This window comes from Pseudomonas sp. AC083, from assembly GCF_979253165.1.
In genome coordinates, this window is record NZ_CEEDDH010000003.1 from 352,977 (window position 1) to 369,538 (window position 16,562).

Below are 16,562 nucleotides of genomic sequence, written 5' to 3' on the forward strand. Positions count from 1 at the left end.
CGACCCGGTTTTTTTCCAGACAGATTGTGATCGCTGAACTGCGACTGCTGCGCAGCCGAGCGGGGATAAATCCCCTCGCCACAAAAAACCCTTGCCACAAAAGTATTACCCGGCAATAAAACTGACCCGCACCTTCAACCCTGCCTGCTCGCCATCATGCAAGGTGATCTGCGCCAGATGCGCGCGACAGATCTCGCCGACAATCGCCAAGCCCAGACCTGAACCGGCAACCTGCTGATTGCGCCGATAAAACCGTTCGAACACTCGATCACGCTCGTGCAGCGGGATGCCCGGCCCGTCGTCCTCAACCTCAAGCACTGCCGGGGCCGTGACCCGCAGAATCACATTGCCGCCCGATGGCGTATGCGCCAGCGCGTTGTCGACCAGATTGCTCAGCAGCTCATTGAGCAGCGTCGGCTCACCGCGCAGCCACACCGGCTCATCCGCTTCAAGCGCCAGCGCCACGCCGCGCTTGTGCGCCAACGGCGCCATGGCCATGCCCAGCTCTCGGGCCAATTGACTCAGATCGAGCAACTGCGCACCGCCCTCGGCAATCGCCCGCGCACCGTTTTCGACCCGGGCCAGCGACAGCAACTGATTGGCCAGATGGGTCAGGCGATCGGTGCTTTGCGCGGACGATTCAAGGGTGGTGCGCCAGGTCTCCGGCTCGTTCGAGCGCAGGCCCAGTTCCAGGCGTGCCTTGAGTGCGGCCAGCGGCGTACGCAACTCGTGAGCGGCATCGGCGATGAACTGCGCCTGCCGCTCGAACTGGCCGCGCAGGCGCTCGGTGAAATGATTGAGCGCGCGGACCAAGGGTCCCAATTCATGCTGCACTTCCACCAGCGGCAGCGGCCGCAAATCGTCGGGCTGGCGTTCCTCAACAGCGGTTCTTAACCGCTCCAGCGGGCGCAACGCCGCACTCACCGCGAACCACACCAGCAGCAATGCACCCACGGCCAGCATGCCCAAGCGCAACAGGGTGTCAGCCGCCAGACTGCGCGCCATGCTGACCCGCGCTTCGTCGGTTTCAGCCACGCGGATTTCCGCCATGCCGTTCATGTTCGGCTCGCTTACCGCTTTGAGCAGGCTGACCACACGCACGTTCTGGCCGTTGTACTTCGCGTTGTAAAAGCGCGCGAGCGCCGGATAGCTGTCGGTACGCGGCGTGCCGGGCGGTGGCCCGGGAAGATTTTCGTAGCCGGAAATCAGCTTCTGGTGAATGTCGTTGACCTGGTAATAGATTCGCCCGGCGCTGTCGTAGGCGAAGGTGTCCAGCGCCACGTAAGGCACGTCGGCGCTGAGACTGCCATCGCGCTGCGACAACCCGGCAGCGATGGTCCGTGCCGAGGCCAGCAGCGTGCGGTCATACGCGGTGTCGGCGGCTTCGCGACCGTTCCAGTAAGCGCTCAAACCACTGGCGAGCATCAGCACCACCAGCAACCATCCAAGGTTCCACAGCAACCGCCAGCGCAGGCTGCTGGGCTTATGCATCGCGGCTTTCCAGCAGATAGCCGAGGCCGCGGAAGGTGACGATGGCCACGGGCTGGCCATCGAGTTTCTTGCGCAAGCGGTGCACGTAGATTTCGATGGCGTCGGGGCTGGCTTCTTCATCGAGGCCGAACACCTGCGCGGCCAGTTGTTCCTTGCTCATCACTCGCCCCGGCCGCGCGATCAACGCTTCGAGGACAGCTTGCTCGCGTGAGGTGAGGGTCAGCAGTTCGTCGCCGAGGGTGAAGCGCCGTGTGTCGAGGTCGTAAGCCAGCACGCCACAGCGCTGCTGACGCTCGCCGCCCAGGACACTACGGCGCAGCAAGGCTTTGACCCGCGCTTCCAGTTCCGTCAGTTCGAACGGCTTGGCCAGGTAGTCGTCAGCACCGAGATTGAGGCCATGCACGCGATCCTTGACGTCACTGCGCGCGGTCAGCATTAACACCGGCAGGTTCTTGCCCCGTGCACGCAGCCGCGCCAGCACCTCGAAACCGTCCATGCGCGGCAGGCCGACGTCGAGGATCGCCACGGCGTATTCCTCACTGCCCAGCGCCAGGTCGGCGGCCACGCCATCGTGCAACACATCCACGGTCAGACCGGTGCTCTTGAGCGCCTGAGCCACGCTTTCGGCCAGTTGCAGATGGTCTTCGACGAGCAGGACACGCATGGATTTTTACCTCGTTCAGGGTTGGCCGACGCCACGCTTTGCCGCGGAGTTTACAGCCGCAACCGCCGCTGTGAAGCCCGAAAAACCGTGAAAGACAATTGAAAGGTTGTTGAAAGGTTAGCCGGTTAGAGTCGGCCCACGGACAGTTTCGACTGTCGCCGCTGCCGCCACACAGCGCAACGCAAAACGCCATGAAGCGTTTTCGACTCATAAGAACAATAACGGAGTACCCCAGCATGCCCTCCATGCGCACCGAGGCTGTAATGCCTGCTCGCCTTGCTCGATTCCACCGTTACACCGTCGGCTTCTCGCCGCAGTCCTGTATCCCCTCCGTTGGTTCAGTCGTTGCGCGCCCGCCGCGAGAAAACTGCGCCTGCCGCTAGGTTTTCGCGTTGCCCTTTGGTCATTCGGTCCATCCATAACAACAACTCCTCTGGAGACTCAAATGAACGTATCACTGCGTAAAGTCGCTCTCGCCGCTGGCGCGATGCTGTTTGCCGGCCAACTCATGGCCGAGCCGAAACGTCCGGAATGCATTGCCCCCGCCTCCCCCGGCGGTGGTTTCGACCTGACCTGCAAACTGGTGCAGAGCGCGCTGGTCAACCAGAAGCTGCTGAGCAAACCGATGCGCGTGACCTACATGCCCGGCGGTGTCGGCGCGGTGGCATACAACGCAGTAGTGGCGCAACGCCCGGCGGATGCCGGCACGCTGGTGGCGTGGTCGAGCGGTTCGCTGTTGAACCTGGCGCAGGGCAAGTTCGGCCGCTTCGATGAAACCAACGTGCGCTGGCTCGCGGCCGTCGGCACCAGCTACGGCGCCATCGCAGTGAAAAGCGATTCGCCCTACAAGACCCTCGACGATCTCGTTCAGGCGTTGAAGAAAGATCCAGGCTCGGTGGTCATCGGCTCCGGCGGCACCGTCGGCAGCCAGGACTGGATGCAGACCGCACTGATCGCCAAGGCTGCCGGGATCAACCCGCGCGAGCTGCGTTACGTGGCACTCGAAGGCGGTGGTGAAATCGCCACGGCCCTGCTCGGCGGCCACATCCAGGTCGGCAGTACCGACATCTCCGACTCCATGCCGCACATCCAGAGCGGTGACATGCGTCTGCTCGCGGTGTTCTCGGACAAGCGTCTCGACGAACCGGAAATGAAGGACATCCCGACCGCTCGCGAGCAAGGCTACGACATCGTCTGGCCAGTGGTGCGCGGCTTCTACCTCGGGCCAAAAGTCAGCGACGAAGACTACGCCTGGTGGAAAGACGCGTTCGACAAACTGCTGGCTTCCGACGAGTTCGCCAAGCTGCGCGATCAGCGTGAGCTGTTCCCGTTCGCCATGACCGGCCCGGAACTGGACACCTACGTGAAGAAGCAGGTCGCCGACTACAAAGTGCTGGCCAAAGAGTTCGGCCTGATCCAGTGATCGTCTCTGTCTAGTGGCTGCGTCTCCTACGCGGGGACGCAGCACAGGAGCTCCCATGCTTATTCAACGCATTTTCGCCTCGGTGTTGCTGCTGGTGTGTGCCGGCCTGGCACTGATGGCGTGGCCGTACCAAGCGGCTTTTTCCTATGAACCGGTCGGCCCACGCGCCTTTCCGCTGCTGATGCTCGGCCTGATGGGCCTGGCGCTGCTGTACATGGTGTTTCGCCCGGCGCCGATCAAACACAACCCGGATGAGCCGCCGCTGGATCGCGAAACCCTGACCAAGATCGGTCTGTGCGTGGTGTTGTTGCTGGTGTTTGCCGGCACCTTCGAACCCCTTGGCTTCATCGTGGCCAGCATCATTACCGGCGTACCGATGGCCCGTCTCTATGGCGGCCGCTGGCTGCCGAGCGTGGTGATCATCAGCCTGATGGCGGTTGGTCTCTATCTGCTGTTCGATCGCTTGATGGATGTTCCGCTGCCCCTCGGCCTGCTCAGCGTCCTGGAGAACTGATATGGATACCCTTGGCTATTTGGGTCAGGGCTTCGGCGTCGCGCTGAGCCCGTACAACCTGGTGACCGCCCTGTGCGGCACCCTGATCGGCACCGTCGTCGGCCTGTTGCCGGGCCTTGGTCCGATCAACGGCGTGGCGTTGCTGATTCCGATCGCGTTCGCACTCGGCCTGCCGCCGGAGTCGGCGCTGATCCTGCTCGCGGCGGTCTATCTGGGCTGCGAATACGGCGGCCGGATCAGCTCGATCCTGCTGAACATTCCGGGTGAAGCTTCCACCGTCATGACCACCCTCGACGGCTACCCGATGGCTCGTAAAGGTATGGCCGGTGTCGCGCTGTCACTGTCGGCGTGGAGTTCGTTCATCGGCGCGTTCATCGCCACCTGCGGCATGGTCCTGTTTGCGCCGCTGCTGGCGAAATGGGCGATTGCCTTCGGACCGGCGGAATACTTCGTGCTGATGGTGTTCGCAATTGTCTGTCTCGGCGGCATGGCCGGTGATCGACCGTTGAAGACCTTTATTGCGGCGCTGATCGGTCTGTTCCTTTCCACCGTCGGCATCGACGCCAATAGTGGCGTGTACCGTTTCACCGGCGACAACATTCACCTGACCGACGGCATCCAGTTCGTTGTGCTGGTGCTGGGTCTGTTCTCAATCAGCGAAATCCTTCTGCTGCTGGAAAAAACCCACCACGGCCAGGAAGCGGTGAAAGCCACCGGCCGGATGATGTTCAACTTCAAGGAAGCGGCGTCGGTATTCGTCGTCAACGTCCGCTGCGGCGTGCTCGGTTTCATCATGGGCGTGCTGCCCGGTGCTGGCGCAACGCTAGCCAGTGCCGTGGCCTACATGACCGAGAAGCGCATCGCCGGCACCAGCGGCAAATTCGGTGAAGGCGATCCCCGTGGTCTGGCCGCGCCGGAAACCGCTATCGGCGGCGCGGCGTGCGGCGCTCTCGTTCCGATGCTGACCCTCGGCGTTCCGGGTTCGGGTACCACGGCGGTGATGATCGGCGCGCTGTCGCTGTACAACATCACCCCGGGTCCACTGCTGTTCCAACAGCAACCGGACATCGTCTGGGGCCTGATCGCGTCGTTGTTCATCGCCAACGTGATGCTGGTGATCCTCAACATCCCGATGATCCGCGTATTCACCCGCATCCTCGCCGTGCCGAACTGGGCGCTGGTGCCGATCATCGCGATCATCACCGGGATCGGCGTTTACGCGGTGCACGCGACCACCTTCGATCTGTTCCTGATGATCGGTATCGGCATCTTCGGTTACATCCTGCGCAAGCTGGATTTCCCGCTGTCGCCGCTGCTGCTGGGCTTCATCCTCGGTGGCCTGATGGAGCAGAACCTGCGTCGCGCCCTGTCGATCTCCAATGGCGCGCTGGAGATTCTCTGGTCGAGTCCGATCACTTTCGGTTGCTGGATCCTCACCGCGATCATGCTGCTGATGCCGCTGATCCGCATCTGGCGCAAGCGTTCGGCGGCACGGCGCGTCATTGCCGATGTTTGATCGCTTGTCCCTGAAAGCCTGGTGGGGCACCCCGCTGGTCGGTCTGCTTGGCGGTTTCATCGCCAGCCAGATCGGCTGGCCGCTACCGTGGATGGTCGGCTCGTTGCTGGCGATCATCCTGGTGCGCTGCCTGACGCCGTGGCAACTGGCGGAAATCCCTGGCGGGCGCAAGTGCGGCCAGTGGATCGTCGGCATCGGCATCGGCCTGCACTTCACCCCGCTGGTGATGGAACAGGTGCTCAGTCATTTCGGTTTGATCTTCTTCGGTGCATTGGTCACCAGCCTTTCGGCGGTGGTCGGCGTGTGGCTGATGCGCCGCACCGGCGAGGATCGCGCCACGGCGTTTTTCTCAAGCATGCCCGGTGGTTCCGGGGAGATGGTCAACCTCGGCGCTCGTAATGGTGCACTGCTCAGCCATGTCGCGGCCGGGCAGAGTCTGCGGGTGTTGGTGGTGGTGTTGTGCGTGCCGGCGGCGTTCAAGTATCTGCTCGGTGACGGTACGCCGATTTCTCATGCAGGCAGCGTCGATTGGCGCTGGCTGGCGATTCTGTTTCCGGCGGGCGCCCTGCTCGCCTGGCTCTGGCAGCGGCTGCGGCAACCCAATCCATGGTTGTTCGGGCCGTTGCTGGTCAGTGCGGCGGTGAGCATTACGTGGGATCTGCACATCGGCTTACCCAACGGCGGCAGTCAGATCGGCCAATGGCTGATTGGCAGCGGTCTGGGCTGCCATTTCAATCGGCAGTTCTTCCGCCGCGCGCCGTCGTTCATGGGCCGGACGTTGATCGGCACGGCGCTGACCATGTTGATCGCGTCGCTGGCGGCGTTGGGCTTGAGTGCGTTGACCCATCTGGATCTGCGTTCACTGACCCTGGGCATGATGCCGGGGGGTATCGCCGAGATGAGCCTGACGGCGGAGACCCTGCAACTGTCGGTGCCGCTGGTGACGGCGATGCAGGTGATGCGGCTGTTGTTTGTGCTGTTTCTGGCGGAGCCGTTGTTCAGGTATTGGAATCGTCATCCCGCCTAAGTCTGCGAGATCGAGTTGCTCTTTTCGCGAGCAGGCTCGCTCCCACAGGGGGTTTGTGGCTTGCACACAATTCCTGTGGGAGCGAGCCTGCTCGCGAAGGGGCCAACCCGGTCGACACATCAAATCGGTGGCAAGCGCCAGTCGATCGGCGTTTCGCCATTCTGTTCGAGAAACTTGTTGGTCCGGCTGAAATGCCCACAGCCCAAAAACCCGCGATACGCCGACAACGGCGACGGATGCACCGAGGTCAGCACCAGGTGCTTGGTCGCGTCGATCAGCTTCTGCTTGCTCTGCGCATGGGCGCCCCAAAGCATGAACACCAGATGCGGCTGCCGTTCGCTGACCACCTCAATGATGCGGTCGGTGAAATGTTGCCAGCCCTTGTCCTTGTGCGCGTTGGCGTTGGCGCGCTCAACCGTCATGGTGGTGTTGAGCAGCAGCACGCCCTGTTCGGCCCAGCTCTGCAGGTAGCCGTGGTTGGGAATGTCGATATTGAGGTCGCGCTTCAGCTCTTTATAGATGTTGACCAGCGACGGCGGCGCCGGCACGCCCGGTTGCACCGAGAAGCACAGACCGTGGGCCTGGCCCGGGCCGTGGTACGGGTCCTGGCCGAGAATTACCACTTTCACCTTGTCCAGGGGCGTTGAGTTCAGTGCGTTGAAAATCATCGGTCCCGGCGGATAGATCTCCTTGCCGGCTGCCCGCTCCTGCTGCAGAAAGCTGCGCAACTCTGCCATGTAAGGCTGGTCGAACTCAGCACGCAGTGCCTCCTTCCAGCTCGGTTCGAGTTTGATACGGTCGTCAGCAGTCATGGTCATTTCCGGCAAAAACAATGGGGCGAACCCTAGGAAAGCCGACCACGCTTGTCAATTGATCTGACGCAGATCCGGCACTTTCCCCCATAGCGATCATACTGTTCGCTCAAATTCCCGATCGAGGTCACGATGAATCTGCACTTCGAAGAACTTACCGGCACCGACGGCGCCCGCATCGGCATCGCCAGCCTGGATGCCGAAAAATCGTTGAACGCGCTGTCCCTGCCGATGATCAACGCGCTCAGCGACAAATTGAACGCCTGGGCCAATGACCCGCAAATCGTCTGCGTACTGCTGCGCGGTAACGGCGCCAAAGCCTTCTGCGCCGGTGGCGAAGTGCGCAGCCTGGTCGAAGCCTGCCGCGCTCACCCCGGCGAAGTCCCTCCGTTGGCCGCGCAGTTTTTCAGCGCGGAATATCGCCTCGATTACAGCCTGCATACGTATCCGAAGCCGCTGATCTGCTGGGGTCACGGTTATGTGCTCGGTGGCGGCATGGGTCTGCTGCAGGGCGCGAGCACGCGGATCGTCACGCCGAGCAGCCGTCTGGCGATGCCGGAAATCACCATTGGTCTATATCCGGACGTTGGCGCCAGTTGGTTTCTCGCACGATTGCCGGGCAAGCTCGGCTTGTTTCTCGGTCTGACCGGCGCGCACATCAACGGCCGTGATGCGCTGGATCTGGATCTGGCCGACCGCTTCCTGCTCGACGAACAGCAACCGCAATTGATCGAAGGCTTGCTGCAATTGAACTGGCAGGAACAGACCGCCATGCAGCTCAACAGCCTGCTCAAGGCTCTGCAGCAGGAGGCACTTGAGCAAATGCCCGAAGCGCAGTGGCTGCCGCGTCGTCCGCAGATCGACGAACTGCTCGATGTCAGCGACGTTGCCTGTGCGTGGAAAGCCATCAGCCTGCACCGCGACAGCAGCGATCCGTTGATTGCCCGCGCGGCGAAAACCATGACCGAGGGTTCACCGCTGACCGCGCATCTGGTCTGGGAACAGATCAACCGTGCGCGGCACATGTCGCTGGCCGAAGTATTCCAGATGGAATACACCCTGAGCCTCAATTGCTGCCGTCATCCGGAGTTCAGCGAAGGCGTGCGCGCGCGTTTGATCGACAAGGATCAGAAGCCGCACTGGCACTGGCCGGACATCAATAACGTGCCGGATGCGGTGGTCGAGGCGCACTTTCATAAAGTCTGGGAGGGGCGGCATCCGTTAGCGGATCTGACCCAGTATTGAGGTGACGCGAGGCCCGCGGCGGCGACTGGATTGCCATCGCGGGCCGGCTCAATCGGTCGTCTTGTCAGACATTCAGTTCGTAGAACTCAATGATTTCCTTCATGGCCCGCTGCGCTTCATCGTCGCCCTTTATCAAAATATCCTCGACATCCCTTAATGGCGGAAAAGGATGCAGACGCTCGGCAATCTGCGTCGCGCTGTAGTCTTGAATCGCTGTTCCTTCGCTCACTCTTATGAAGCCAATAGCGCTTTCACCTGCGGCAAAGTGCCTGGAAACCCGGATTTTCGGCGCCATGCCGTAATCGACCACGATCACCAGATCATCGCGCTCACGGTGAAATTTCAGGTTGTCGATCGTCAGCCTGCGCTCGGAAAAATCGATCCCGTCCAGGCCGCCTCCGTTGTTGATGATCACGTCTCTGCCGAGGCCATCGTATCGGTAGAGATCATTGCCAGCGCCGCCCGCCAGCGTGTCATTTCCCGGCCCACCCAGCAGCAGATCATCCCCGGGGCTGCCCGTGAGCACGTCATCCCCGTGCATGCCTCGGATCTCCCCCGCGCCGCTTATGGTGTCGTTGCCGCGACCGCCCACGAGTGGCAGCGCTCGTCCGTCTCGCAAGGAAGTTGAACGGGTGGGGTGGTTGACGATGACACCCGTATGAAAAGTCTCGGGCGCAGGGCCGAGCTGACTTGATTCCAGGAGCTGCTTCAAACTTGCGACCGAGCCATCGGCGAACTTGACGAGCTCAATACCGGCGCCCTCAAGTTCACCGTTGTGGGGCAAGACGATGCGGACTTTTTGCGTCCCGCCCCATTGGATATCGAGCGTCGGATGGAGCATTTTTGCTCGCGGCGGGTTGCGGTAAGCCGCGCGAGCCGGGTTGGGCTCGAGCTCGACATGGGTGGTCTCTATCAGCGCAGCACCCCAGCTCAATTGCAGTGCATCGCGCTGCGCGCCTGCTGGAAGAACGACCGTGTCCTGATCGATCAATCCGTACTCGTCTTTCCACCCCGCTACGCCAACTTCTGCTCGGTGGAAAACAGGGTTGAGCACGTCCGCAATCGTGGTTGTCGCCCCGGCATGCGCTTGCACGATGTAGGTGTCGGCGCCGTCTTCGCCGTAGAGCCAGTCATCACCCGAGCCGCTGAGCAGATAGTCGGCGCCCTCGGAGCCGAGCAAGGTATCGTCACCTGCACCTGCGGATAAAAACGCGCCCGGTGTTCTGTCGCCGACAGTGCCGTAGTCAAGTGGGGAGCCTGCATAAGCGACGATCAGATCGTCTCCCGCGCCGCCGTGGAAAACGTTTTCCACTTCAACGTTGACTCGCCCGCCGGCATCGTTGCCATGGACGATTTTGCGTTTGATCGTTTCAGTTGTGACATCCCAGCGAAACGCCTTGGGCACTGTTACGCCCGAACTGAAGCTTGCCGCCGGGTAGACGTACCAGCCTTCAAGCGCGCCGGATTGCTTTCGGTCTTCAACCAATACGTCGCCCGTATTGAATGAAAACCCGTTGGCCGAGCCGGATCGATAATAGCGAGGCGCCTGATTTGAGGAGGCGATTGCTCCCTCGGCTTTCACCGGTTTATGTTCGACACGGGTTGTGGTTGTCGACTGCCTTTCACTGACTACGGCTTGCCCTGCATCCGCCTTCATCCATGGCGGCGTTTCAGACAGTGTCCCCGCTTCGACGCTGCCATCGATCAGCTCGGTGTGAGTGGTGTAACCGGTGTCGCTGGTGGTGACATGACTGCGCACCCAGACGCCTTGCTCATTCAAGGTAAAACCTGTGGCGTGTCTGCGGGCGGAGCGTTTTGACTTGATTTGCGCGAGGAACTCATCGGTCCAGTTGACCGTTTGAACAGATGCCACTGAGCCTCGCGCCGCAGCGGTGACATCGTCTGGCTTAACCGGATCCTCAACTTTGCTTTCAGGGGTTGCCGAGGCGGTGACAGGTTCCGGTACGGGTGGCTCGGACATCTCTATCGGTGGCAATGTTTTGCGCAGGACATCTGCGTAATCCAGTACCCCGCCGTCGCTGAAACTGAATGTGGAATCCTTCCACTTCTCGTGATTCTTGATGAGTATCGCGTCGCCTGTGCCATTGGCCAGTCGCAACACCGTACCGACGGAAACTTCGATAACGTCGGCCTTCAGACTTTGCGCGCAAAACCCTGCACCGAACCTGATGATGTTGCGGCCGCCGGCATCGGTGACGATATCCAGGCCGTCGCCAGCGCCGAAATAGTAGATGTCGGCGCCATCCATGCCATCCAGCACGTCAGCACCGGGACCGCCATCAAACACGTTGTCGCCAGAATCGCCGCGAAGGTAGTCCGTCCCTTCCCCGCCCAGCAAGGTGTCGTTGCCAGCGCCTCCGAGCAGCGTGTCGTTACCTGGGCCACCGTGCAGATAATCGGCATTCTGCTCGGCCTCAGCGCTGTTCTCGTAATCGCCGGCAAGAATGTCGTCACCCGCGCCGCCGTACAGGGTGTCGGCACCGAAACCACCCTGTAACGTATCGTTTCCTTCACCGCCCTGAAGCACGTCATTGTTGCTTCCGCCCGGTTCCAGGTCAGACACATCGCCATCGAGAAAATCAGCCCCTGCGCCACCCGTCAGCGTGTCCGCGCCGCCCATGCCGCGCAGGGTGTCATTCCCCGCGCCGCCATCGAGAAAGTCGTTGCCGTGATAGCGAACCGGATGCTCAGGGCTATCGCCAATCAGATCATCATGGCCTTCGCCGCCGAAGAGCAAATCATCGCCACCGCCGCCCCAGAGCGTGTCATCGCCGGAGCCACCGTCCAACAGATCATCGCCAAAAAAATGCGCGGCATCGCCTTCGACCCCGTCCAGTACGCCGTCATCACCCTGCAAAATGTCGTTGCCAGGGCCACCATACAAAGCGTCGCTGCCACCGTTACCGCCGAGTGAATCATCACCACTGCCGCCGTCCAGCACATCGTTGCCATGGTGTCTGCTGGGCAGGCCACCGCCCCAATCGAGGTTGTCACCAAGCATCACGTCGTTGCCGCTGCCACCGGCCAGGGTGTCGTTACCTTGATCGCCTTTGAGAAAATCGTCGTCAGCTCCGCCGTCAAGCAGGTCCTCCCCCCAGCCGCCGTTGATAATGTCCTTGCCGCCCTGCCCGTACAGCACGTCGTCAGCGCCCTCGGGCGCGCTGTTTATCGAGGCCTTTGAATAGACCGCTCGGTGACTGGTCACACCGCTAGCTATAGAGACGTCAGCGCGTTTGACCGCCCAACCTTGTTCCAGTGCACCGGTGGTTTCGTCTCCGGATAACACATCGGCGCCAGCACCGCCGATCAAAGTATCCCGGTCATTACCACCGAGCAGAACATCTCGGGATGCCGTACCGATAAGCAAATCGTCACCTTGCCCGCGGTCGAGCCAGTCTCCGCGACTTGCCTTGCCCTTGGCGTCACCGTCGGCCATAGCTTTTTCGAGCGTCGTCTGCTTGTCGCCGAATAACCGATCGTCTCCAGCCTTGCCGAACAATCGATCAGAACCACCCAAGCCGAGAATGACGTCGTCTGCGGCGGAACCGTAAAGTACGTCGGCCTTGTTGCGCTGTTTTACCTGGGGCAGCAGCACCACGTTGCCCAGTTCATCAAAGGAGGGCTGATCGCCGGGGACACTCGGATCTGTGTCTTTGGCTTTCCAGTCGCCCTGAAGCGTCAAAGCCGCAGCGGTGACCGGTTGCCCTTCGTATTCAGGGAGACGGAGGCCAAGCATCCCGGGCTGGAAGTTCTTGATGACCACCAGATCGCTCTGGCCATATTTGATGTTGAGGGTGTGTTCAACAAGCGTCAGGGTGATGGACCGATCCTCGGTAGACCAGATATTGCTCAGAGGCGCGCAGCGTTTGAGTTGGGAAATCGGCGCGCCGTTGACCCACAGTTGCCCATCGGCGTTGGCATCAAGAATCTCGTCGATGCCATCGCCGCTGGCGAATTCATAACGGTCGTTGCCTTCGCCCCCGATCAAAGAATCGTTCCCCTTTCCTCCGAGCAGAACATCGTCACCGGCCATCCCGTACAACTCATCATTGCCGTCACCTCCGGTTAGCGAGTCGTTACCGCGACCACCTTCAATGACATCGTGACCGGCCATCCCATGGATCGAGTCATTGCCCACGCCGCCATACAGATGATCGGCATTTGCGCCGCCGGCGAAAGATCGCCCACCGTCATCACCGAACATGGCCAGCGGGTTCAGCACTCCGGTGGTCATCGGCGCCTGTTTGCCTGAGGCGAGATCGGAGTAGGAAAACTGCTGCAGCGAGTGTTCGCCAAACGAGCCTTGGGTTCGGGCAATCAACCGCGCCAGCATTTGCGCTCGATCCGCCAGCCACTGCGCGGTGATAAAGCCTTCGCCAGTGTGCGGATCGTAAAGCTCGAGGTTGCGATCGGGATAACCGTCGGCTCGTTCTATGACGACTTCACTGAGTTGCTGCAAAGAGTTGCGCAACGCCAGACCGAGCGGCGTCGCCTCGCCTGCCAGTTTTGCCCATGCATTGGTATTACCGAACTCGCTTATTGTCCGGGTGACGATGCTTTGCGACTGCTCTGGGGAAAATGCCGAGAAGAATGCGTAAGCGTTGCTGGCGAAGGTTTCGTTGGTGGTGGGTGTGGCAGCAGAATCGCCAGCGTAAGTGCGCGTGAACATGTCGAGAAATTCGTTCTGGCCGTAGCGCAAGATCAAGTCGACCACGGCGGCAGCAGGCGTGCCTTTGACTACATGCTGAATCAGCGGATTCACACTGCCACTGGCCAGCGCGATATTGATTTGCTCCGGCACCACTGAAAGCAGACTTTGCAGTGGATTGACGCCGAAATTATTGATCGCCGTTCGCAGGCCTACGCTGTAGGAATCGATGGCGAAGAGAATGTTTTTATAGTCGTCGAGCCGATTGGCTTTTGCCTGAGTGGGTGGGCCGTCATCTTCCGCATCCGGATCGCCCGCAGAGATCAGTCTCCACGTTTCATAGGGAGGTTTACCGCCCAACAGGCTGAATCCGACTGTTCCAGACCAACCAGAGTTACGTTTCACGGCGGTGTCGTCCTCCCCGCAAACCTCCTTGAACAGGGCCTCGCCAATCGCGCTGGCGTCGATTTCTGCGATCTGGCTGATTGACGGAACAGTCCAGGGTGCCAGTTGACCGGCAAGGGATCCGTTGATCAGGGTATTGATGAAGTTGACGGCAACCTGGTTGGATGAAAGCTGCATCAGGTCTTCACTGAAAATTGTATTCAGTCTGAGTTCACCCTGGCGTGAGGTGTAACCACGAATCAGGGCAGAGTAGGCACCGTTTCCACCGTTGGCATCAATGGCCACGGCGAGCCAGAGTCTGGCGCTTTTCAGTACGTCTCGAGCCTCTTTATCGGCGGCTGCAACGTCAGAAACTTTTTCACCAATAATGTCGAACAGCTTTTGGTACAGGGGGGCGCAGCTTGCCCCTGCTAATTCCAATGCAATGTACTCCACACCCTCAGAATTTAATGTCATGCCTTTGCAATTATTTGCCGCATTGAAAATTTCCGATTTTTCCATATCGTTAAAAACATAACTCATTGTTACTTCCTTGTAATAACAGAGCGTGAAAGATAATCACTGAGATACTTGAGCATCTCAGGTGCTTCGCGTAATGACGACAGACCAAGACCTACACTACCGTGCCCTCCAGCGAAGTCGAAGTTATCCAGATTGACCGTGCAGAAGAAATTCAGCTTGCCGAAATCCAGATCCTCCAATTCAGCCCTACCAAAACCTGCCAGCTTTTTGTCAGTCAGTTGCTCTTCGGAAGCCGGGCGAATCAAGCCGTCACACTTGATCAGCCGAGGGGTTCCGTCTCGCCGCGGCCAACCTGCAATGACAAAATTTCGTACGGATGACACATTCTTGAAATGCGGTGGCGGAGCATTCAGCCAAACTTCCAGCCCCGGATAATTCTTTAGTTTCACAATCAACTCATCCGGCCAGTTGACGTGCCGATAACCCCGTTCATGGGGCTCGGTAGTTTCCTTCCTGGTAAAAAGCCCGGCATTCAATTTATAGAGCCGCCAGCTTTCGGGGATCGGTTCCAGGCGCTGATTCTGGTGCCGATGCAGCCCCGTCCCGGTCCACCAGAAAAGCCCCTTCAGAGCAATCGCCAGACACGCTTTCTTGTTCACCATCTCAGGCATGCCAACGTAAAACTCAGGAACCAGCGTCTTATCTATATAGGCGCCGCCTAATATCGGCACTTGCTGCATGCTCGCCAGCTTGTTCTGGCAAGCTTTCTCGTTTGCCTGGTGAATAGCCGCCGACTCGGCAGATTGTTCTTTGCGAATATAAAATTCCGCTACGCAATAACAGACATAAAAGAACAATCCATACTTCAATAACCTTTTAAACCACTTGATCGCCTGCTTACGCGACTTCCTGGACATTCAAACCTCCCGATCGAACGACGGAACGGTTGGTATGTCGTTATGCCCGGATATCGCGCTTGCAAAAACCTCAAAGTATTGGCTCACGCCCGATTCCACACTGAACCGACCTGCCGTCAACTTCGCGGCGCTGGCAAGACCCTCGTACTCACCTGCCGACTTCAAAACCTTGCTTACACTTCTGGCAATTCCTTGATGGTCGAAGAAATCCACCAACACGCCATTAGCCCCATCGACAATGACTTCCCTTACCGGAGCCGTATCCGACGCAACAACCACACAACCAGACGCCATCGCCTCCAGTAACGACCACGACAAGACAAACGGATACGTCAAATAAACATGGACTTTGGAACATGTCAGAACCGCGCGGTAAGTCTGGTAAGGAAGTTTCCCTGTGAAATGCACTCTGGAGTGATCGAAACTGACCTCCGCCTCCATCCTGCTGCGCCAATCCGGGTACCCGACCGGCTTACTCCCATAACTGACACCGTCACCGCCAACCACGATGATCTGCGCATCGGGGCACTCGGCCTGAATAAGCGGGATCGCTCGCATGAAACTGTGAAAGCCGCGATAAGGCTCAAGGTTTCTGGCGACATAGGTAACGATCGGCTGTCCGGCTTTGAGCTCGATTCCATTGGGCAATCTGACTGCCCCGACTTTCGCCAGGTCAGAACTTTGAATCACACCTTCGTGAATGACCCGAATCGCCGACAGGTAAGCGGCCGGAAACAGGCTGCGCTGCCACTGGGTCGGCGCGATTGCGATATCACATTGTTGAAGATTCAACAGATGCAGCGAGTTGAGCACGCGCAGCCGTGACGACTCTCTTGTAGCTCGGCGGAATTCGGGGTCGAACCCGCAATCGGCGCCCTGCGCTCGATAGTAATACTCGCAATAGTGAATCAGTGGCGTATCGGGATAGATGTCCTTGGCGAACAGCGTCTCTCCCCATCCGGGATGAGCAAGAATGACATCTGGCTGATAACCCGAACGTTTCAGCCTGCCCAGAATTTCAAAAACCTTCTGCCCGTCGATCACCGCTTGTTCGTAGCGGATCAGATAGGGGTGAATATTGCCGGGCGCTCGGCTGGTCGCTCGATATCGATGGATTTGCACACCGGCGACGCCCGGTGCCGTGTCCCGGCCGATCGCCACAACCTCATCTCCGCGCTCCAGCGCTGCCAGTACCACATGACGGAACTGACCGGGAAAATTTTGATGAATAACCAGTAGCTTCATAGCGCTGAACGTCCATTTTTCGCCGCTATCGAGCTGAGGATTGCTCGCCTCGTTCGGCATCCACGAACGCTAACAAACACCACGAAATGAAACTGTAGGACGCTTCCGGGATTGTCCTAGGAGATGGCCAACGGAAGGACTTTTCGACGGGCAAAAAAAAAGCGGCACATCA

11 protein-coding genes are annotated in these 16,562 nt (G+C 59.6%); 5 read left to right on the forward strand and 6 right to left on the reverse strand.

Translation table 11 applies throughout. From position 1 onward, the window contains the following. Positions 1–105: 105 nt before the first annotated feature. Positions 106–1,491: a sensor histidine kinase gene (locus AC0IXA_RS07825; RefSeq protein WP_024011993.1), complete on the reverse strand. Its 1,386-nt coding sequence runs from the start codon at positions 1,489–1,491 to the stop codon at positions 106–108. Next, positions 1,484–2,155, reverse strand: a complete 672-nt coding sequence (locus AC0IXA_RS07830; RefSeq protein WP_024011992.1) for a response regulator — start codon at positions 2,153–2,155, stop codon at positions 1,484–1,486. Before AC0IXA_RS07830 ends, AC0IXA_RS07825 begins: the two co-directional genes overlap by 8 nt. 445 nt (positions 2,156–2,600) lie before the next feature. Here AC0IXA_RS07830 and AC0IXA_RS07835 point away from each other — a divergent pair, with 445 nt between their 5' ends. Genes AC0IXA_RS07835 through AC0IXA_RS07850 form a run of 4 tightly spaced genes read left to right on the forward strand, consistent with a single transcriptional unit; the run spans position 2,601 to position 6,635 of the window. After that, complete coding sequence (locus tag AC0IXA_RS07835) at positions 2,601–3,578, forward strand: Bug family tripartite tricarboxylate transporter substrate binding protein (RefSeq protein ID WP_016771275.1); 978 nt, start codon at positions 2,601–2,603, stop codon at positions 3,576–3,578. 55 nt (positions 3,579–3,633) lie between these two features. After that, the gene (locus AC0IXA_RS07840) at positions 3,634–4,092 is read left to right on the forward strand and encodes a tripartite tricarboxylate transporter TctB family protein (protein ID WP_016771276.1); all 459 of its coding nucleotides are present in this window, start codon (positions 3,634–3,636) and stop codon (positions 4,090–4,092) included. 1 nt (position 4,093) lies between these two features. Continuing rightward, a complete protein-coding gene (locus AC0IXA_RS07845) occupies positions 4,094–5,608 on the forward strand; it encodes a tripartite tricarboxylate transporter permease (protein WP_016771277.1) in 1,515 nt (504 codons plus the stop codon). Continuing rightward, positions 5,601–6,635, forward strand: coding sequence for an AbrB family transcriptional regulator (locus AC0IXA_RS07850; RefSeq protein WP_122602179.1), 1,035 nt, complete (start codon positions 5,601–5,603; stop codon positions 6,633–6,635). The genes AC0IXA_RS07845 and AC0IXA_RS07850 overlap by 8 nt, the downstream gene beginning before the upstream one ends. 119 nt (positions 6,636–6,754) lie before the next feature. Here the strand turns inward: AC0IXA_RS07850 and ung are convergent, their stop codons facing one another. Next, entirely contained in the window at positions 6,755–7,447 is a 693-nt protein-coding gene (ung, locus tag AC0IXA_RS07855; RefSeq protein ID WP_024011989.1) for a uracil-DNA glycosylase, read from the reverse strand. 132 nt (positions 7,448–7,579) lie between these two features. On the opposite strand from ung, the gene AC0IXA_RS07860 reads away from it, so the two are divergent. Beyond that, complete coding sequence (locus tag AC0IXA_RS07860; RefSeq protein WP_341638681.1) at positions 7,580–8,692, forward strand: enoyl-CoA hydratase/isomerase family protein; 1,113 nt, start codon at positions 7,580–7,582, stop codon at positions 8,690–8,692. A gap of 64 nt (positions 8,693–8,756) precedes the next feature. Here the strand turns inward: AC0IXA_RS07860 and AC0IXA_RS07865 are convergent, their stop codons facing one another. From AC0IXA_RS07865 to AC0IXA_RS07875, 3 genes are read right to left on the reverse strand one after another with little or no spacing between them, the layout of a single operon-like run. Further along, the gene (locus AC0IXA_RS07865) at positions 8,757–14,288 is read right to left on the reverse strand and encodes a calcium-binding protein (protein WP_471812485.1); all 5,532 of its coding nucleotides are present in this window, start codon (positions 14,286–14,288) and stop codon (positions 8,757–8,759) included. Positions 14,289–14,290: 2 nt separating this feature from the next. Continuing rightward, positions 14,291–15,145: a hypothetical protein gene (locus AC0IXA_RS07870; protein ID WP_341638679.1), complete on the reverse strand. Its 855-nt coding sequence runs from the start codon at positions 15,143–15,145 to the stop codon at positions 14,291–14,293. After that, positions 15,146–16,450 (reverse strand): glycosyltransferase family 4 protein, encoded by a 1,305-nt coding sequence (locus tag AC0IXA_RS07875; RefSeq protein ID WP_471812487.1) that lies wholly within the window; start codon positions 16,448–16,450, stop codon positions 15,146–15,148. It lies immediately after the preceding gene. Between the last annotated feature and the right edge of the window lie 112 nt (positions 16,451–16,562).